Genomic DNA, 19,615 nt, shown 5'->3' with positions numbered 1-19,615 from the left:
CTTAGTGTTCGTGCTCGGCTTCGGATTTTTCGATATCGGCTTTAATGAGATAGCTATTTCGGGTTACGTATTCTGTATCGGGTTTCAGGCCAGATATGACCTCGGCATAGCTGTCATCTTTTCGCCCCACGACCAAAGGAATAAATTCGTATTTATTACCATGTTTGACAAAAACCCCGGTGCGCCCTCCCAGGGTTTGCAGTGCATCTATTTTTACCGCTACGTCTACGTTAAATTCATCGATAACAATACGTCCTTCAGCCATTGCGCCTGGAGAGAGCATTGACTCATGGTTGTTTAGTTTTGCGCGCGCAATGAGATATGGCTGCTCATCACTGGCTGGGAGGAGGTGCTCAATTTTTGTTTCAACTTTTTGCTCGCCCATACTCAGAAAAACTTCTTGCCCGATAGCAACAGAGGAGCGTTGAGCGGGAAAAATACGCAACTCGGCCCACAAGTTATCAAAGCTCGAAATTGAAAACAGTGTTTGATCTCCTGTAACCTCGCCCGAATTAGCGTGCCGTTGCACGATCATTCCGGCAATGGGTGCGCGGATACTGTATTTTCTCAAACTCTCGTTGGCTTCAACTTCAGCCAGAAGATCACCGGCTGCCACTGTCTCACCAATAGTGACCTGTACCGACGTTATAACACCTGAAAATCGTGCGCGCACATGGCTGGTTTGCTCGGGAGCTGTGGTTAATCGCCCATAGGTAAGAACGGTTTGATGAAGTGTTTGTTCACCAGAGCGTTCCGTCACAATACCCACAGTTTGTGCCATGGGGTCTTCAATTTGAGTGGTTCCCTCTTCATCTTCATGACCGTGTCCGCCACTCTCCACATGACCATGCCCATCTTCACTTTCCTGTTTGCTTTCATCTCCGTGCTCTTCGTGCTTCCCTTCATCTCCATGCTCTTCGTCTTCGTGTTTCCCTTCATGCTTCTCGCCGTCCCCATGGTCATGTTCATGGGAGCCTGCTTCTTCAGTATGTTCATCTTCTTGATGTTGGTGATCATCGCTAGTCGTTGCTGCACTGGCCATATAAATATCGGCCAAAAACATCACCAGTAACAGCGCCAAAATTAAAACCACGCCCGGAGCGGATTTCAGCAAATTTTTCGATGAAGGTTTCGCTAAATGTTTGTTCGATGTTTTCATGGGTTAACCTCAAAATTCTGTTCGTTCAGGGGGGAGCCAATCATTCGCTCCAGCTCAATTCGAGTTTCCTGCATGCGGGCAGCGGCCCCTACCAAGGCTTGCTGGGCATCCACCAATTGGCTTTGCGCAAGGTTTAATTCCAGATAGCTGTAACGCCCCCGGTCAAATGCATTGGCAGTACTGCGCATGGCTTTTTTTAGCGAAGGAAGGACCTCGTCACGCAACACATCCACTTCATCAATCGCTTGCCGATGAGCCTCATAAGTGGAGATCAGTTGAGCTTCTAATTGCACTCGCGCGCTGTCTCGTTCGAGTTCAGCACTTTGTTGATTGGCATTAGCGGTTGTGATTGCGCCACCGGCTCTACTGCCTGCGCCTAAAGGCATGCTCAAGCCAAGAACGACAGCAGAATCCTCGGAAGCCTGAAGACGACGAACGCCCGCATTCCATTCCAGCGAGGGGCGTCGTTCGCTACGCGCTTGTTGCACTTCAGCAATGCGAACATCGACTTCTTTAGTTAATTGCTCCAAATCCGGATTGCCTGACAACTTGTCCAACAACGTCGGTAAAGGCATTGCCGTTGGAACCGCATAAAGATCGGCTTTTACCGCTGTAAAATCCGGCGAGGAATCTGCCCAATAAGCGCTGAGTTTGACTCGCTCGCTACTCACGATTTGTCGGGCTTGTTGCAAGGCAATTTTGGAACGCGCCAATGCGGCGTTTCCGCGCAAGAGTTCACTGTCCGCCGTACCGCCTGCCTGAACCTGCCTGGTCAGTGAGTTGAGGGTTTGTTGGATTAACTGATGCGACTCTTCCTGCAATGCCAGTTGTTCCTGCGCGGCCAGTAATTGAATGAATTGATGAGTCACCGCTGTAATCACATCCAACGTCAGTAGGCGCTGGGTGGATTGCAATTGCTGTTGGCGGGCGGTCACGACATTCATGCGCGCATCGCGCTGACCACCCAACTCAATAGCGGATGACAATGAAATGGTCAGTTCGCTGGCTTCGGTACCGCTAAATTCACCGGAACCTGCGACATTCTCAAGGTCAGCGCTGATGCGGTACTCGGGCCGCAGCGCGGCAGTTTGCTTTTCTCCTGCCAAGGCATTGGCCTTAAAGGTATAGCCCGCCAGTTGAGGATTTTGTTGCAGTGTTGCCCGGACTGCCTCACTCAACGTGAGTGTTGATTGTGCAGCTGAGGACGCCGCATAGGCACTACAAGTAATGGCAATAACCGAGACGGTTAATGCCCGATGGATAAATTGCATAGAAAGCTCCAGCCATATAGGTATTTCCCGGCGCAGCACGTGGAAGCACAATGGAAATACACGAATTACCCCTGTCAAAAAAAGGGGCGTTATGGGTAATCAGGCTGGAGTGACGGGAGGTGCGCGCGATGGTGGACGTAAACCGACAATACGGCGTGGGTGAGCGGTTTGAGAAGCCGGGAAGAATATTGCGGATCGAGGCAATACCTGAAGCAAAAAGGTCGCAACGAGCAACAACGCCAATGGCGTATCAAATTTCAAAACTTTCGTGATAACCGATTGAGATAAGTCTACATCGATATCCTGATGCGATTCATCTGCTGAATGGACCTCGTGCCCATCTACTACGTCAACATGAAGGGAGATTGGTGGCTCCTGTCCGTCAAAACAAAAGTGCCCGTGCACACCGCTCCAGCTGATCATCAGCCAAAACAGCAATGCCAGAAGCGCAAACGTTTTATAACGGGAACTAATTCTCACCTGAGAAGCACCTAGCTAGTTAAGCGATTGAGGATAAAACAATTTGCCTGCTATAGCCACCGCCGAAGCTGCTGGTATGTTATGAACCCGCGCTCCTTATTCACTGAACCATGTAACTTTTAAGGCAAGAACCCAAGTGACAAACGCACGCAACAATCCTCGGCGTGCAAATATTTAACTCGTAGATCGGGATTAAGTCGAAATAAAAAGGGAAAACCGTTGGAAATAAAGCGCTATCCCAAGTGCAAAGGAACACCTGGGATAGTGAGTAGTATCAATGGGAATGTTCGTGCGCGCCCAACAGGGAATGCTGGACTTTCATTACGAAGGGATCGCGCTCCATATCACCCAAATCAGAATACTCAATAAACCGGTAGCGACTAATGTTTTGAGGGGCTTTTGAATCATCTGACGTGAGCAAGGGTTGTTTTAATTCGGTCACGCGGGTTACTCCTTTTTCTACCGTCTTGACCCGTGTGGCCAGCGCAAGTTCGGGCAACCAATCTACTTCATAAGTGACCTGATCAATGGTGCCGCGATACTGAATTCGATTCATGTCGCCCAATGGACTGATTTCACGAGTTTTGGGTAATTTTTGTAGCAGCGCAGGATTGATTGCAGCTGCAAAGGATTGCCATGCCGGGGCAACCTGAAGCAAATTCAAATCCACTGGGGAATATTCGATGACCTGTTGATCAGCATGAAATGCTTTGCTGTAGAACCACAGGTTTTGACTGGTTTTTGTCCATATCTCACTGGTATTCGTGGTGATGTCCAGCCACTCAACCCGTGTCGGGGATCGCCACAGGTGCCCGTGAGTTAGGGCGTCACTTCCAGTACCGTAAACGCGTGTAGTGAATTCCGCATTGACCGTTGAGAGACTTGTTGCGATGGAATTTTGCGTGACACTGGGCGGGGACGTTTGATGAGTTGTGCATCCTGCCAGGGGCATCAATACGAATAGCAAAAACAGCAATTGTTTCTTCATTTGAAAATACACTCTTTTAACAGGAAAACACCGCTGCCAATAGGCAACGGTGTTGTAGGGTTGGTAAGGCGTGTTCTTATCCGGCGTTAGCGACCACGCTTATTGAGACCCAAAGCATCAGCCATGATGTGGTAAATCACATGCTGTTCTTGCACACCACGGAACAGGTGCGCGTTCGGACCTTGTGCATACAAGCCTACGTCTTCACCGGCATGAGTTTCCGAGCCAAGCGGAACGGTTGCTTCTTGCATATAGGCGGGGCTGGTAGTGTCCACATAAGTCAGATCCGGGCGAGCTGCACCACCTTCATAAATGGCTGGTACCGGGCTCTCGTTGGTGCCATTGAACTCACGGCGAGTAAATCCGCCTGTAAAGCCAGGGCCGTTAGCGTAGGACACTGTGGTGTAAGGCAGCCCCAAACTATCCTTGGCGGCTACACCATTAACCGCTGCTTTACCCAGAATAGGGTTGCCGCGCTCCGGGTAACCGGCAATAGTGAACACATGGCTGTGGTCTGCTGTTACCACGATCAAGGTTTCGCGCGGATCAGTCATCGCCACAGCGGCTTTGACCGCATCAGACAGGGCGATAGTATCGGTCAGTGCGCGGAAGGCATTCCCCGAGTGATGGGCATGATCGATACGACCTGCTTCAATCATCAGGTAGAACCCTTTTTTGTTTTTCTCCAGCATCTTGATCGCTTTAGTCGTCATTTCTGCCAGCGATGGCTCACCGGCAATATCCTGCGCACGATCAGCTTCATAACGCATGTGGGAAGGCTCGAACAGTCCCAGCAGGTGGTTTGTCTTGCGAGGATCGATGGCATCAAACCCTTTTTTATCCCACACATAAGCTGCTTTCGAATATTTGCTTACCCACTCTTGATGCAGGTTGCGCCCGTCGCGGCGAATACCGGTGCGACCGGTGTATTCAGGGTCAGCTTCAGTTTCTGCCGAGAAATAACGGCGTCCGCCACCTAACACGACTTCCAGGCCATTGCCGTAAGGGAATTCAAGCAGCTGGCGGGCGATATCCTTCACTGTTGCACCAGCTGGCAAATTGGCATCGGCTTCCCAGTCACGATTGGGCGTATGTGCGAAGTTAACGGCTGGAGTCGCATGGGTAACGCGTGCGGTGCTCACTACACCGGTAGACATACCGCGCTCTTCCGCTTGCTCAAGAATCGTTTTCACGCTGGCCGCAGCCACAACACTGGCATCTTTTTCACTGCGTGACACGGTTTGATTAACCGAAATAGCACCGTCATTGGCTTTAATGCCAGCAACCATCGCCGTCGCGGTTGGTGCTGAATCGGATGTTTGTTGGTTAGCACTGGCAGTGACACTTAGCGCAAAATGCGGGAGTTGTTCGAAAGCCAATCGATTGCTCTCACCGTCACGATTGTTCAACTGTCCCTCAAGAATACGGGCGGCGGTGACGGTGGATACACCCATGCCATCGCCCACAATCAGAATGACATTCTTGGCGTTGGTACCGGCATACGCCTTCCGCTTGGCTTCAGCTAACGCTTCCTGCCCAGACTCGTACCAGTAGGCAGGGGTATTAAATTCAGCTTGAGGTTTATCGGGGTTGTGAGGGTTCTTGTGGGCAGCGGCCAAGGGAGCAGCCATGGCTATGGCAAGGGCTAATGCGCTCGAAGCGAAGGTCTTAATGTTATTCATGAAATAGCACCTCTTGGATTGAGACGAAAGTGTCATCTCGATAATCTAAAGGGGTTTATTGACAGAATAATGACGAACAAAAGTCTTTTGTGTGACCAACTTGAATTAGAGGCAAGAAATTGACTATACGAAGAGGTTTAATAAGGTGTCAGTTCGGTGGTAGATATTTGCAAAAAAAGATGAAATAAAAGTTATCTTCAGCGCAATTTTAATATTATAGGCTTACTTACCAATTTGGCCGCTGACATGTCACCAATGTCCACTTTTGGTTGGGCGCGCGTGACTTGCCAACTTCCGGTATTGGCGTGCGCCGTGATAAGGCGGCGCTTTCCCCGTGGGTGAAAATCCCACTCGGCTATCGCTCCAGCCGAAAGCAACCGGAGCAACTATGGAGGCAACGAAATGGTTGAAGCCTCCGGTGAAGCGTGCCACAAAATACGGTGGCAGCGCGAGTGTGCAGGCCGTAACGCGAGTGAGCGCCGAGCAATCCTCGAAAAGGACGTTGCACAGGCCGACCTGACCGTCATATCGGGGAAGGCTGATACAACTGGGGGACTTGAGCAAGGCTGATCCCAGTTGCTGTGCCGGGGTAGTGGCGACAGCATGTACACAAGGGAGGCGCGCGCAACACGGGAAGCCCCTCTGCGTGATCTGGGGAGATCAACCGAACACCCGCGAGGGAGCGTTCGGGCGCATTGGGGTGGCGGAGAGGCTCGTAGTACCGTAGAAGCCGGGTAATGCCAGTGGAGGAAAGGGGCCTCAGTTCAAAACCAATGTTTAAAGTAGGAAAGGATCAGGAGATTGGGCAACCTAGCAACTCCAATTAGCGTTCGGAAACTACAGAGAACATTACACGTAAAAGCGAAGACTGAAGATAGCTACCGTTTCTACTCCCTCTATGACAAATTGTATCGACAAGATGTTTTGGCTCATGCCTACACCAAGTGCCGCGCTAACCTTGGGGCTCCGAGTGTAGACCGACAAGATTTCTCGGATATAGAAGCATACGGTGTTGAGCGAGGGTTAGGGGAAAAATTACGTCAGTGACCTGCTCAAGAGAATACTCTGCTAAAGGTTACGATTTCTTACTGGGAGGGTCAGTCGGCTTGGGGTCGGGCTGAGCATCAAGCCTAACGAAATTGTCTGGTGAATATGTAACAGATAAATCCAATGGATCGGCAGAGAAAAAAGCGTCGCCTGCTTTGCGGGTATTTGGAGAACGAATACGTGCTAGCAGAGCATCAAGTTGGTCTTTCATATCGGACACAGGTTTCACCTTAAGGATAGTGATATCAGAATGAACAGCATTCCAGACTTCAATAGCCGATTATCTCAACACCGACACATTGAATACCAAATCCCTTTTTCCATGAAATGTACACGCTCCATTCCTGAGGGAGCACCCAAGCATGGTCGGCTCTACAGACATGGATCATCCTCCCGAGCAACAGCCAAAGTCAAACATCGAAAGGTTGATTTCGACATCAACCAGCGGGAAGGGGTACTACTCAATGGATAAGGCTCATGCCGTAGTTTACAAATCTCCGCCAGACAAAACCGATCGTGTGGAGGTTTGGAAGCTTGAGGAAAAACAAACTGAAGTTGCTACGGCGCTTACCGCTTACTGGGGTGCTCAAAAGGGCAATGCTGAGCAGCTAGTCTTTATTTCAAATGACACCGACCTTGAACCAGCCCTCATGGCCATCAGAGAAGACTATGGTAACCAGGTTCAGATCGGCGTCGTGTTGCCCATTGGTGAGCGCCCCCAAGGCACAGTGCGCCGCCCGGGAAATAACCACTGGGTGTTTTAACTGATTGGGCGCGTGGTGTCGTTTAAAATGATGAGATCGCTTCAAGCCAGTTACCTATGACGAGAGCAACCAGAAAAAAACCCATCAGGAAGCCTCATTATTGATAACGGTTTCCAAACAAGTCCGTGAGGATCTTACTGTACTGTCGGGCTGCGAAGCCTTGCTTTATATAATATTCTTTTTAGCAACTACGTAGGATCACTCAACCCTCAAATCCATGCTATCAAAGAATACGACGCCCTGAGCTTCTATATAGATTTTCCCTCGGGGTTAGCAGTGCCTATTTCTCCTTTTTGCTGCGGCAGTTGAGATTTGGTGATTTAGAATCGCGGCATGGAATTTTTTATAAACTATTCCTATAAATTTGTAGCGAAGCAATTCCTATAAATCGTCCATAACCTAGATGGTTCCGCGCCGGATTTATAGACTTATCCCATAATCCGCATGTGTAGTTATAAATTGCAGCGAGCGTAACTTATCGTGTCATAAGCAAAAGGCAAGCCTTCCGGGGTTTGCCTTTTTTTTTGGCAATAGATCACACTCATCGAATTGCGGTAATGGTTTGTAATTGACAGGCTCGCAGCTTTTGAAAATGAGACTAGACTCAATTGTTGTGGCACTAACCGTCTTGCTCAGGGATCTATTATGAAGAATAAAATACACTTGTTCCTGTTATCTACGCTCGTACTGTCCACCTTTGCCCTGCAGGGCTGCGGCGGAAGTGATACCGAAAAAGCTCCACCGCCCTCGGGCCCAGATGCCTATGTGGTGGGCACCCATCCACGTTTTGACCCTGTCATTTCCGATTTACCATTCAATACCGATCTGATTTTTGCGGCGGCAGCGACCAGCGATGGCACGGCTAATCTGGGTGCGCCGACAGACCCTGTGCGGGCAACCATGAATCAGTTGGATGGATTCTCCACCTCAGCTTTTTTTGATATTCAGCTAAGCGGTAGCCTAAACCCGGCGAGCGCACTGGCGTCGCAAACAGTATTTTTGATTGAGTTAAGTGCGACGGGTGATGCGCTGAATCCTGCCAATATCACCGGCATTGCTGGCCTTGCTAATTACGATGTTCAGGTGGTGTCATTGGATGGTGGTAGCAACAACACCATTCGTATTCGTCCTACTAAACCACTGAAAGCCAAAACCAAATATCTGGTGGTATTAACCAATGACCTGCGCGACAGTAGCGGCGCACCACTAACCCGTTCCTGGACCTACAACGCGCTGCGCGACCCAACTTACACAACCTTGGAAGCCTTGGTGCCAGTACGCAACGCGATAGTAGGCTGGGAAACGCTGGGCAGTGGTTTTCTGGCAGCGGCCAGCGGTGGGGCATTGAGTGTGGCAGCGGCAAAAGAAAAGCTGGTGCTAACCTATACCTTCACCACAACCGACCCCATATCGCCCCTGATTGCGATGGCGTCACCCCGTGCCGCCATCGCCGGGTTACAAATTGCGGCGGGTGCTTCACCATCCACCGCTGTGGCCAATGTCCAACAATTAGAGTCTTTTGGGCTTTTGCCTACACCCAAAGCCCGCAGCCTTGGCATTGCCGGTGTTACGGGAGTTGATTTCTCAGCTTTTAGCAGCCAGTTGGCGGCTAATGTTGGCAAGCTGTATACCGGTTATATCAAGCTGCCTTATTACCAAACTGCGGCGACGGGTTTGCCTTTTGGTGAGTATTTAAAGCGCAACTGGAAACCGGATTTAACCCTTGCCGGTGCCTTGGGGCGGACCATACCGACCGATGTGGATGGCAGCTATAACGTCACCTACCGCTATCCGTTTGCGGCAAAAACAGGCGATGAATCTGTACCTTTGCAAGTCACCATGCCGCAAGACAACTGGGTGCCCGGTTATGCCGGTGCTGCTAACTGTGGCCAAATCTATGCGGCGACCGGTTACCCCACGGTGATTTATGTGCACGGCATTACCAGCGATCGGGCATCGGTTGTCGCTTTGGGGCATACCTTGGCCAGTCGCTGCGTAGCCACAGTAGCCATCGATTTACCGGTGCACGGCATTCCCGCCAACAGCGCTTTTGTGAATGTACTGAACGTGGAAAAGAGTGCGGTTATCCCCTTTGCCACACTCTATGGCGACAACGCACCCCATGAGCGTCACTTTAATGTGGCCGGTTCCGGTGGTGCTCCCGCGCCGATGAATTTTGAAACGCCGGGTGCAAGTGACGGTTCGGGCGCGCAATTTATCAACCTCGGTTTCCTAACCAATACCCGCGACAACAATCGCCAAGCGGTAATGGATTTACTCAACCTCAACGCCAGCCTTGCGAGCGTAAATACGGAGATGCTCAAAACAGTCAGTACCGGTCTGGATTTGAATCGTGTTTATGTTGTAGGCGTTTCATTGGGAGGAATACTGGGTAGCGTATTTACCACCGTGAATCAGTTGGCGATTGCCAATGATGCACAGGTAGGGCTCGCTTCCAACCTCAACCCGATTCGCGGTTTGATCACCAGTGCTGCCGGCACGCAAGTGGCGCAAATTTTAGTGAACTCCGCTACTTTTGCCCCTGTGATTAATGGTGGCCTGGGGGCGAGTGGGGTGATGGTGGGAACCACTAACTATGAGCGGTTCTTGTATGCCGCACAAAGTGCGATGGATGCGGGTGATCCAGTCAACTACATGGAAACTCTGGCCCAGCTAGGTGTACCGGTATTGGTGCAGCAAATCAATAATGACCTGGTGATTCCCAACAATGCAGCCGGTGCGCCGCTTGCGGGAACCCAGGCCATGGCATCGCTACTCAATACCACGCAGCTGGGGCTAGGCTCAACTCAACTGGGGCGCGGTTATGTTAAACACACTGCTGGTGGCCATGCATCATTACTGCGTCCGGAGGGAGGTGCACCACAGGTTACTGCTGAGCTGCAAACCCAGGTTGTCACCTTTGTGTTAAATAATGGTGGTGTGGCGGTCGGCGGAGGTGCGCCCGGTAATATCGAGTTGCCTGCAAACTAACAAACATTCCAGTGAAAAAAGCCCGCTGCCACGCGGGCTTTTTTTACAGCGTCATAACCCTCTGTCATTCAACAATCTCTCAACACTGTTGGAAGGAATCAGTCATGGAATCTATGCTGGATTCTCTGACCCGCTGTTCAGGGGTAGGGGATAACTATTACACCGATGATCAACCTTTGGCCCGTATTTGTGGTCACTCATCTGCCATAGTGGAGGTGCGCCAGCAGATCAGGCTCTGTGCGGCGGCGGATACCTCGGTGCTGGTCTACGGTGAAACTGGCACAGGCAAGGAATTGGTGGCGCGCGCGCTGTACGCGTTAAGCCGCAGGGCGCAACGCCCCTTTGTTGCCATTAATTGCGGCGCCTACCCCAATGAATTGATTTTGAATGAACTCTTCGGCCACGAACGCGGCGCATTTACCGGTGCCCAAGCGCGGCAAGAGGGGCTGATTAGCCAAGCGCAAGGCGGCACTTTGTTTCTGGATGAGATCGACAGCCTGTCACCTGGGGCGCAGGTTTTGCTGCTCAGGTTTATCCAGGAGCGCTGTTTTCGCCCGCTCGGCTCCGGTCGTGAATGCCATGCCGATGTGCGCATCATTGCCGCCACTCACTGCGATTTGCAGGAGCGTATAAGCGAGGGTCGTTTTCGCGACGATTTGTTTTACCGCCTTGATGTATTGCGCATCCAGCTGCCGCCGCTGCGCGAGCGCTGTGAGGACATTCTGCCGCTTGCCCATAGCTACTGGCGCAAGGTAGCTGAACAGCATCAGCTTTACGCTAACCCGCTCACCCCCGCATTTGAGCACTGGCTGCAGGCTTATCACTGGCCGGGCAATGTGCGTGAGCTGGAAAATGTAATTACCCGCTGGGTGTTTGGACAAAAGCCTGCCTCCATGACCAGCGCCAGCGACCTAGGTGTTGATTATTTGCAACCCTATTATGGGTCGGCTGCCGGTACCTTGGCGCTGACCTTCAGTCAGGCGAAAGAGCTGGTAATCAGCCAATTTGAAAAACACTACATAGCATCCATCCTCGCCATTACCAAAGGCAATATCACCCAGGCTGCCCTCAAGGCGGGCAAAGAGCGCCGCGCTTTTGGCCGCCTCGCGCGCAAACACAATCTGGTTTAATTCCTCTCTGCGTTTTGTTCTGCTCGCGCGCTTGTTACTGGCGCGCGCTGTTTTTTATGTGCGCAAAAAACCACGCTCCCCTCTGCTTGTTCGGGTGGGTCAGAGCTGTCCCGAGTGGGGTATAGATTACCCGCCAGATTTGGAAAATTTACGCGTCAATTGGCGCCGTAATTTTTGTTATGGCGGATAAATAAAAAATAATCCGGGTAAAAAATTACCCGCCGTCGCCTCGGTATTTTTTTATGGATTGCGCTGCAACACGCGCCAGCCGTGATCTTGAGTCACCTATTGAAAACGCTGGTATGGGCATTGCAATGTCGTTTTCCATGACGCGCAAAGCGGGTGTCGATTGCTGTTGCACAACTAAAAAAATATTCAGGGAATGCTATGAAAGATCATGTCCGTATCAAATTGCGCGCGGCCTTGCCAATAGAGCAATTGCCTCACTGGCAAATGTTGCTGGCCGATCGCCGTTTGGAACGCGAGACCTTCCACCCTGATATCGATCGCCTGTTTCGTGAATTTAATCTTCCCTTTCTTGCCACCCGCGAATACGCCGCCGCTCAGGGCGAATGGTCGGCCGATGAAATTGCTGCAGGTTTGAATCGCATTTATCGCCTGGTATTAACCCGCTCCGGGCGTGTGCCTCAAGCGTTAATCCAGCGCTTGCGTTTGTTGCCTGCGGTGGAACAGGCCAGCGCTACTGATGTCGGCGAAATGGAATTGAATCCACCCACGGCGGCGCTGAGTGTTAATACCGATAAAACCTCGCGCGAATTAATTTATTTGGATGAAGCACACCGCTACTCGCGCGGCCACGGGCAAATAAAAATTGCGGTGTTGGATACCGGTGTGGACTTGCAACACCCCGAGCTGGTGGAGCGCCTGCAACCCGGGTTTGATTTTGTGAATATTCTCGATGGTGCTGCCGAATTTATTGGCGATTTTCTTGAAGCCGATGAAGTGGCCACCGACGAAGTGGGGCACGGCACTCATGTGGCCGGAATTATCGCGGGCAAGGGGCGCGCTATGCCGGTGGGGGTTGCGCCTGAATGCCAAATTATTCCCGTGCGGGTGCTCGCGGCGATGGAAAAGAACGGCAAAAAAATGGGCGCGGGTCTGCTGGAGAATATTAATGCCGGAGTGAAATTCGCTGTGGATCAGGGCGCCGATGTGATCAATATGTCGCTCGGGGTAAAACACAGTGGTGGCGGTTTGCCCCACCAGGAAGTCATTGATTATGCCCGGCGCAAGGGCGTCACTATTGTTGCCGCTTCGGGCAATGACGGTCAGCAGGAGATGTATTACCCCGGTGCCTTTGACTCGGTAATTGCCGTGGGCGCCATGGATGCACAGCGCGAGGTGGCCGACTTTTCCACTTACGGCGAGCAGGTATCGCTAATTGCCCCCGGGGTGGATGTGTACAGCAGTTATTTGGATAAGGGCTACGCCTTTTCCACTGGCACCTCACACGCTGCCCCCTTTGTGGCGGGTGCGGTGGCGCTATTGAAATCTTACGCGCGCGGGCGCGGCAAAAGACTTAGTGACAATCAAGTTAAACATCTGCTCAAACACACCAGCGATAAGCTGGATCGCTCGTTCAAACATCGCAAAGCGGGTTATGGCTGTTTAAATCTCGCCGATGCAATGCGTTACCTCGATTTTAAGCTCAGTGAAGGGAGACTGCGTCATGACTACCGCTAATGAAAAGAAAGAAACCGAAGTTGTAATTGAAAAAGAGGCCGTGGCCGAACCGCGTAAAACTGCCAAAACGGTGGCTATTAAAAATTTGGATTTTGGCGATTTAAAACCGGTGTGGAACAAGATGCTCGACAGCAATCGCCCGGATGCCGAAACCGGTTTGTTAAAGGTGACCGCGCGGGTGGGTTCGCTGGATCCATTAGCGCAGCAAGCGCTGGCAAAAATGCGCAAAAAATTTCCCTACACCAGCAGTAATGTGCGCAAGATTATTGCAAACCGCGGTATTACCACAGAGTTGGATCGCGTGTTGAAACGCCTGAATGGTTTGCGTATTAGCGAGAATAAACGCCTGGTATTAGCGGCAGTTTACCCCGCGTTGCTGGCCAGATTATTGGAAGGCGATGACATGAGTGTGGAGGAGATCAAGGACGATAAAGGCTTTGTGAATGCGATTTTATTTGAGCTGGAACGCAAAGATGGGCCGCTGGATATTTTCTCCCAGGAGTTAGTGAAATTGGTGGGCGCAAAACATCGCATCAATATCACTGAAGACAATGTGCTGCGCGATTTAATTGCGCATCAGGTGCGTGTCAGTTTGTAACTGGCGGCAGTTAATTTTCACATTCTCGCCAACCATGCCGTTGCGAAAGGAAGTCAAATCATGCCTAACAACGTAAAAATTAATTTGGCGCCGGGTGCGCTTGAACCGGTCATATTAAAGCTGATCAGTCAGGTCAATGAAAAAGGCCAGCTACCGGCGCTATTGGAAATTTATATCGACCAGAGCGAGATTGAAAAATCCCGTTTCACTGACGCGGTAAAGATGGCGATGATCGATTATTTACTCGATCGCGGCATTCAAATTGATGATATTGAAAAGCTCAAGGACGGTGGTTACGACGAGCATTTTGCCTTGGCGTACAACCATGCAATTGAAATCGCTAGCGGTGAAGATGACCCGCTCGATGCCGCCTGGCGGAAAGGTGGTGCACAAAATACTAGCCAGTGGGATTTTTCAGTTGACGATTTTGAAGGCATTGAAGAGCAGGGCATAGTTAAAGACAACATCCTTGCGGCCGGGGCACTGGATTACATTTACGAATTGGGCGAGCGGTTGGGAATATTTAAATTGGTGGATGCGCTGGTGCTCAATTGGGCCGCAGGCTCCATTGATGTGGTGGATGGCCCGGTAGCCGCGCGCTTGTATCGCTATTGGAAACGCCGCGATGATCGCGCTTCGGAAGAGGAGCGCGGCATGGTTTATCGCCGGGTGTTGAATAAAAGCGAAACCGAAGTGCTGGCGCGCATGGTGGTGAATGAACACTTTCCCAATTTGTGGCACAACCTGATGGCGGAAGTGGCCGAGTACATAGATAAAACCGAGCGGGTGGATGATGGTTTTAGCGAGACCTCACCGGTATCGCGCTCGCGTTTGTATCAGGCGACCCGTGAGCTGCAATACAACCTCACAGAATTTTGTACCGGCATGGCCCATGTGCAAACCCGTGAATTTTATGCGCAGCTGCAAGAGTGCATGGAGATTTTAAAAGACCCGGATATCACCGCCTATTTTGGTGGCAACCGCCGCAAAAGTTTGTGGACGGTGATCGAGCGTTTATCCAAAGAGGAATTTGGCGCGGCGCCGAATATTGGCGCCCATCGTTCACTGGCGGTGGATGGCAACAAAATTTTCCAATGGGTCGCCAATTTTAATGAGGCCTCGGTGCGCCATGAAGATTTTCTGGCATTTGTGCAAGCGGCCGAAGCTTATATTTTGAATTTCACCAGCGTGGGTGACGAGGCGGGAATGGACGCCAGCGGCGACGAGGAAGAGTTGGAATTTGCCGATGATGACAGCGACGATTTTTAATCGTCGCCACACACAAAATTGCTAACCCAAAATGCCTGTAACCGAGAAAGGAGTTCAGTCGCATGAGTGAACAAGCCATCAAAGATCTTGCCCGCGAATACACCCGTCGCACACTCGCCCAATCGGCGACATTTCATCAATTGGGGGTGGAGGATCAAAAGTCCCTCTACCTGGATGTGTATCGCCAAAATTACCAAAACCTCGCGCACAACACGGCTGATTATGTGCAGGCCAAAAACTTGCCAGTGGCAATGGCCGACCCCAAAGCGGGCGACATGATCAATGATAAACGCCACACCAACCAGCGCATTGACCAGGCGGGGGATCTGGCGGGCGGTTTTATCGATGAGGTGGATTTCCCCGGCTTTGTAAAAGACCTGCTCAAAGGGGTGTTCGACGCCAACCTGGAAGTGACTCTGGCGCAAATGGAGTCCTATCAAAAGTTACTGAAAGCGGCCACCCAATCCATATCCAAATTTATTAATTCCATTGATGACGCCGCCTCCTTTGGCTACCTCGCGGAAAATAATAGCGATGAATTCGGGCTGGCATTTAGCGATGAGGAAAATGAAGACGGCTCGCGCAAATTGCAGTTGACCGATGCCAGTGGCCAGCCCATGGATTTGGGGGACAACCAGGTTAAAGCCAAAATCATGGATGCCAAAATCCAAATGGCCAAAGAGCAGCGCGCCATGTTGCGCGAAACCATTTTGATGGGCATCACCCGCTTGGTGGTGGAAAAAGGCAACGTCAAGGCTTCGGTGTTATTCGACATTAAAGCCTCGGAACAGGTGCAAAAATCCGACAAGGCGGCAATCCAGGATCTGAAATCATCGAGCAACAGTGTCAGCGCCAGTGGCGGTTTGATCGGCTCCATTTTTGGCGGCCCCAAAGGTGGTCACACTTCCAGTCGGCGCACCAGCAAAATTTCGGTGTCGAGCGCCAAGAGTGTCGCCAGTACCGAATTGGCAGCTAAGGTCACGGGCTCGGTGGATATCACCTTCAAGTCGGATTATTTCAAACTGGACAACTTTGCAACCCTCTACCAAAACGGCGCCGATGGCGGTGCCCAGTTGGGACCAGGTCAGCAGGTAGTGCAACCTGCGCCCGCTGCAGCACCTGCCGCCGCGCCCGCCCTTGCCGGTAGGTAAGGCTTATGGCGCTGGCATTGGTTCTGGCTATAACACCCGAGCCAGAGGGGCTGCGCGTGAGTTTCGATATAGGTAAAAACCGCTATTGGCGCTGGCAGTTAGGTGCCGAACCGGTTACCACCGGCAGTGGCTTGGCCAGTGTCGGTAGTGCGGGCGATAGCGGGGTGTTACGCGCGTCGCTGCAGGGGCCACTGCCACCGCAGAACTTTGGGCGCGGGGAATTCCTGCTGCCGTCGGCGCAACTCGGGCGCGAGCGACGTTTTATGCAGCTGCTGAGTTATCGCACCGAAGAGGGCATGGGGCCGGCGTTGTCGGCGGTGGTAGAGCTGCCGCTCAGCCGGTCGTCTGGGCAAATCGATCGCTCAGATGAACCGGGTGAGGATCTACCGCCACCGCTTTTGCCGTTGTCTTCACCCGTACAGCGATTGCCTCTTGCCGCTATGAGCCAGCTTGTTAAAAAGGATTCAACCATGACTGCTTCAGCCTTTTCTGCTTCTGCATTTTCGCCGGCCCTGAGCCAGGTAGATTCAGTACCTTTTAGCCTGCGCGAGCGTCCCTTGAGCGGCGCACTGTTTTCCGGCGCGGACATAGTGCGTGTGCTTATGCCCATGCTGCCCTCCCTGGCTCCGGCGATTAACAGCTTGATTAGCGGTGTGGCCCCAGCGGTAGGGCAGGTCACCAGCCAGTTGCTTACACCGGACAATATTCGCCAGTTGATGCAATTAATTACTGCCGCCACCGGCGGGGCTGCCACCACGGGGGCCGCGCCTGCGGTTGCTGCAAGTGGTGCGCGCGCGGCGAGTTTATCTTATGCCCGTGCCAGTTCCCGCTACAGCGAAGCTAAGGTGGCACCAGCTTTGCTGGCGGCACTGCCAGCCCTTATGCCACTGCTGCAACAGGTGCTCTCGCCGCAAACCGTGCAGAGTATTGTCGAGGCGCCCCAGCGTATGACCGGGCAGATTATTAACGGCATTACCGATTTTGCCCGGCTCGGGCTGCAGGCCGACCAGCAGTTGAATGACCACCTGCGGGCACTGAACCCGGGGGTGGACGACCCCGCTTTGCATCAGCTGCTGGCGGGTATGAGCCTGGGGCTGAGTAGCGCGCGCCAGCGCAATTACAAACGGGTGGCCAGTGTGCGCTTGAGTTTGGCCAGTGCACCCACCCAAGTACTGGTGGGGCGCACCCAGGTGCTCTATCAACAGGGCCGCGATTGGCTCTTCCCCACCCAGCTGGAAACACCGGAAACCCTGAATGAGGCGGAACTGCTAGTGCAGGTCAAACAGGCGGATAACCTGCGGGTGGTGCATGAAACTTCGGAGCGGATTGCCAGCGCTGGCAGCGGCCCACTGGAGCTAACCCCGCAGATCAGCGCCGCCGAGGGCGCCAAATTGCAGGCGGGCAAGGAACACATAGTGGTTGTCAGCCTGCTGTGGCGCAATCGCAAAGGCCAGCTGCGCGGCACCTCGGTGCAGCAGAGCATCGTGGTGATGGGCACCTGCCAGTTTGATCGCATTGAAGAGTCCAGCGAACTTATCCCACTGGCTGACCGCGAGTTATTCCGCGACTACTGGCACGAAGTCTGGAACCATGATTTTACCGGCGACAGCCGCCGCGTAGATCTGCACAGCCGCTATTACCTCAAGCTCAGCCCCGAGCGTCAGCGCAATGCCCGCACCGATACCCAGCTCAAACGCCGCCAGGAGGGCACACGCCAGACAATTAACCTGCGCGCTGGTTATGAATTCAGTGTATTTGCCTTGAACCACCTGCTGGTGCGCTTGGCGCCGGACCAGCCGCCACTCAATGACGAGTATCTGACCGCTATCGCTAGCAGCGAATTTGGCGAGCGCTTTAATCAGGCTGCGCAACATCAAGCCCAGCTGCGCGGTCGGCCGGGTGAGCGGGCATCGCTCTGGGTATTTCCGGTGATGAAACTGCAAACCCTGATTCTGGTGCGCGCCGGAGCAGTTGACGAAAACGGTGCAGTGGAGACTTTGAATGAGGAGTCAGTGGTATTTCCTATTCCCGCCATGCTGCATTTTGTCGGAGTGAAGCAGTCATGAACCCAACAGCAGAGATACTCGCCCGCGCTTTGAGCGACGTGGACATAAGCGCCCAATTTGAGGGTTTGGAAATAGTGTTTAGCGACAAGCAGGCATTCTTTCCGGTGGCGTTGGAAAACGCTGAACCCGCGCGGCGCGCAGGGGCATTGCGACTGGTGCAGCCCGAAACTTGCCGCTGCCATCCCGCAGGGAAAGCCCGATGAGCGCGCCAGATCCCTCAGCTACCACCCTCGCTCCACTTGGCGGGGATGAGATTCATCCGGAGGATTACTTCCCCGGTCTGGCCGGTATGTTGGAGGATTTTTTGTCGCCTCAAATTGAGCTGGTGCCCGACCCCTTCCAGCCGGATAGCTACTTGGGGCTGGTAGTGGAGCGGTTACACATTGAGCTGCCGATTGAACTGCAGCTGCTGCGTGCCAGCAGTGGTGAAGCGTTTATTGGCGCCACGCCGCCGAGTCAGTGGATCGCGACCTCGGTGGAGCCGGTGCTGCACCGTTTGGCACTTACCTTTGAGTTAGATCCGGAGCCGGGCGATGACCATTCGCGAGACCAAACCGTGGAATCTTGAGCAGTTTCTGGATTCGCTCATCCTGGAGCTGGATAAGGCGCAAGACACCCTCGCGCTCAAGGGGCTGACGCGCAAATTGACTTATACAGTCAAGGATGTGGCGCTGGACCTGAATGTTTTTCCGGTGATGGCCGATGGCAAGGTGCAATTTCAAATGGTGAAACCGGGTGAAGCCGGTGGTTCGCGCATCTCCTTCCAACTGGGTTCTATCACCGACCGGCAAATTCGCGAAAACGCTAATGAACCGCCCAACAAGGATGACCTGGAGCTGGACTTGCTGGAGGGCATGGACGAGGAGGTGAAAGCCAGTTTGCGCAAGGTGGGGGTGAGTTCAACCCGCGACCTGGAGCAGATGGACAAACGCAATGTGAATCTGGAAAAGGTGATCAAGGAAAAAACCGGTGGCGAAAAGAACCTGAATTATCAGGATCTGGCCAACATGATTAACAAAGTCCGGCGCAAAAAACTCTCACCCCAGCTGGCGCAAATGAGTGCCAGGGAGGAGGGCGATAGTGTGGAACTGACCCTGCGCGGGCGCAATTTTGTGGTGCAGCAAAGCGCCGATTTTCCGCGGGCGCTGGTCAACAACCAGCTGGCGGAAATAGTGCATGCCGATGCGGCAGAGCTGCGTTTGAAAGTGCCGCGTGCACAGTTGCAGGCGGGTAATAACGCCCTGGCAATCGCACTCGACCCCTATGCGCTGGTGCAGCTGAATTTACAGTCCTGAGGTTTGAGAAGGATCAACAG

Annotated in this window: 17 protein-coding genes; 11 read left to right on the top strand and 6 right to left on the bottom strand. The window is 52.6% G+C overall.

The window, feature by feature from the left end; genetic code table 11:
* Window position 1 precedes the first annotated feature (1 nt).
* The 6 genes from NNX04_RS08260 to NNX04_RS08235 all read right to left on the bottom strand — a co-directional run bounded on the left by NNX04_RS08260 (window position 2) and on the right by NNX04_RS08235 (window position 6,847).
* Complete coding sequence (locus NNX04_RS08260) at window positions 2-1,159, bottom strand: efflux RND transporter periplasmic adaptor subunit (RefSeq protein ID WP_261948108.1); 1,158 nt, start codon at window positions 1,157-1,159, stop codon at window positions 2-4.
* On the bottom strand, window positions 1,156-2,430 hold the full coding sequence (locus NNX04_RS08255) for a TolC family protein (RefSeq protein WP_261948107.1): 1,275 nt from the start codon (window positions 2,428-2,430) through the stop codon (window positions 1,156-1,158). The genes NNX04_RS08260 and NNX04_RS08255 overlap by 4 nt, the downstream gene beginning before the upstream one ends.
* Window positions 2,431-2,529: 99 nt before the next feature.
* Window positions 2,530-2,910 (bottom strand): hypothetical protein, encoded by a 381-nt coding sequence (locus tag NNX04_RS08250; protein ID WP_261948106.1) that lies wholly within the window; start codon window positions 2,908-2,910, stop codon window positions 2,530-2,532.
* A 274-nt stretch (window positions 2,911-3,184) separates the two neighbouring features.
* Window positions 3,185-3,898, bottom strand: coding sequence for a hypothetical protein (locus tag NNX04_RS08245; protein ID WP_261948105.1), 714 nt, complete (start codon window positions 3,896-3,898; stop codon window positions 3,185-3,187).
* 86 nt (window positions 3,899-3,984) lie between these two features.
* Entirely contained in the window at window positions 3,985-5,580 is a 1,596-nt protein-coding gene (locus tag NNX04_RS08240; RefSeq protein ID WP_261948104.1) for an alkaline phosphatase, read from the bottom strand.
* Between the two features lie 1,075 nt (window positions 5,581-6,655).
* Entirely contained in the window at window positions 6,656-6,847 is a 192-nt protein-coding gene (locus tag NNX04_RS08235; protein ID WP_261948103.1) for a hypothetical protein, read from the bottom strand.
* Window positions 6,848-6,989: 142 nt separating this feature from the next.
* Here NNX04_RS08235 and NNX04_RS08230 point away from each other — a divergent pair, with 142 nt between their 5' ends.
* The 11 genes from NNX04_RS08230 to NNX04_RS08180 all read left to right on the top strand — a co-directional run bounded on the left by NNX04_RS08230 (window position 6,990) and on the right by NNX04_RS08180 (window position 19,595).
* Window positions 6,990-7,391 carry a hypothetical protein gene (locus NNX04_RS08230; protein WP_261948102.1) on the top strand — a complete coding sequence of 134 codons (402 nt, stop codon included), beginning with the start codon at window positions 6,990-6,992 and terminating at the stop codon, window positions 7,389-7,391.
* A gap of 645 nt (window positions 7,392-8,036) precedes the next feature.
* A complete protein-coding gene (locus tag NNX04_RS08225; RefSeq protein WP_261948101.1) occupies window positions 8,037-10,382 on the top strand; it encodes an Ig-like domain-containing protein in 2,346 nt (781 codons plus the stop codon).
* A gap of 104 nt (window positions 10,383-10,486) precedes the next feature.
* Window positions 10,487-11,512, top strand: a complete 1,026-nt coding sequence (locus NNX04_RS08220) for a sigma-54 interaction domain-containing protein (protein ID WP_261948100.1) — start codon at window positions 10,487-10,489, stop codon at window positions 11,510-11,512.
* Between the two features lie 387 nt (window positions 11,513-11,899).
* The gene (locus NNX04_RS08215; protein WP_040392301.1) at window positions 11,900-13,216 is read left to right on the top strand and encodes a S8 family peptidase; all 1,317 of its coding nucleotides are present in this window, start codon (window positions 11,900-11,902) and stop codon (window positions 13,214-13,216) included.
* The gene (locus tag NNX04_RS08210; protein ID WP_007643052.1) at window positions 13,203-13,814 is read left to right on the top strand and encodes a hypothetical protein; all 612 of its coding nucleotides are present in this window, start codon (window positions 13,203-13,205) and stop codon (window positions 13,812-13,814) included. The genes NNX04_RS08215 and NNX04_RS08210 overlap by 14 nt, the downstream gene beginning before the upstream one ends.
* 60 nt (window positions 13,815-13,874) lie before the next feature.
* Window positions 13,875-15,083, top strand: coding sequence for a hypothetical protein (locus tag NNX04_RS08205; protein ID WP_007643050.1), 1,209 nt, complete (start codon window positions 13,875-13,877; stop codon window positions 15,081-15,083).
* Between the two features lie 62 nt (window positions 15,084-15,145).
* Window positions 15,146-16,234, top strand: coding sequence for a hypothetical protein (locus tag NNX04_RS08200; protein WP_007643045.1), 1,089 nt, complete (start codon window positions 15,146-15,148; stop codon window positions 16,232-16,234).
* A gap of 5 nt (window positions 16,235-16,239) precedes the next feature.
* Entirely contained in the window at window positions 16,240-18,300 is a 2,061-nt protein-coding gene (locus NNX04_RS08195) for a hypothetical protein (RefSeq protein WP_261948099.1), read from the top strand.
* A complete protein-coding gene (locus NNX04_RS08190) occupies window positions 18,297-18,503 on the top strand; it encodes a hypothetical protein (protein ID WP_261948098.1) in 207 nt (68 codons plus the stop codon). The genes NNX04_RS08195 and NNX04_RS08190 overlap by 4 nt, the downstream gene beginning before the upstream one ends.
* Window positions 18,500-18,868 (top strand): hypothetical protein, encoded by a 369-nt coding sequence (locus NNX04_RS08185; RefSeq protein ID WP_261948097.1) that lies wholly within the window; start codon window positions 18,500-18,502, stop codon window positions 18,866-18,868. The genes NNX04_RS08190 and NNX04_RS08185 overlap by 4 nt, the downstream gene beginning before the upstream one ends.
* Window positions 18,834-19,595 carry a hypothetical protein gene (locus NNX04_RS08180; protein ID WP_007643041.1) on the top strand — a complete coding sequence of 254 codons (762 nt, stop codon included), beginning with the start codon at window positions 18,834-18,836 and terminating at the stop codon, window positions 19,593-19,595. Before NNX04_RS08185 ends, NNX04_RS08180 begins: the two co-directional genes overlap by 35 nt.
* The last annotated feature ends 20 nt before the right edge of the window (window positions 19,596-19,615 follow it).

Source organism: Cellvibrio sp. QJXJ, assembly GCF_024452345.1.
GTDB lineage: Bacteria > Pseudomonadota > Gammaproteobacteria > Pseudomonadales > Cellvibrionaceae > Cellvibrio.
Note: the sequence above shows the minus strand (reverse complement) of the source record. Positions and strands in the feature narration are given on the sequence as shown.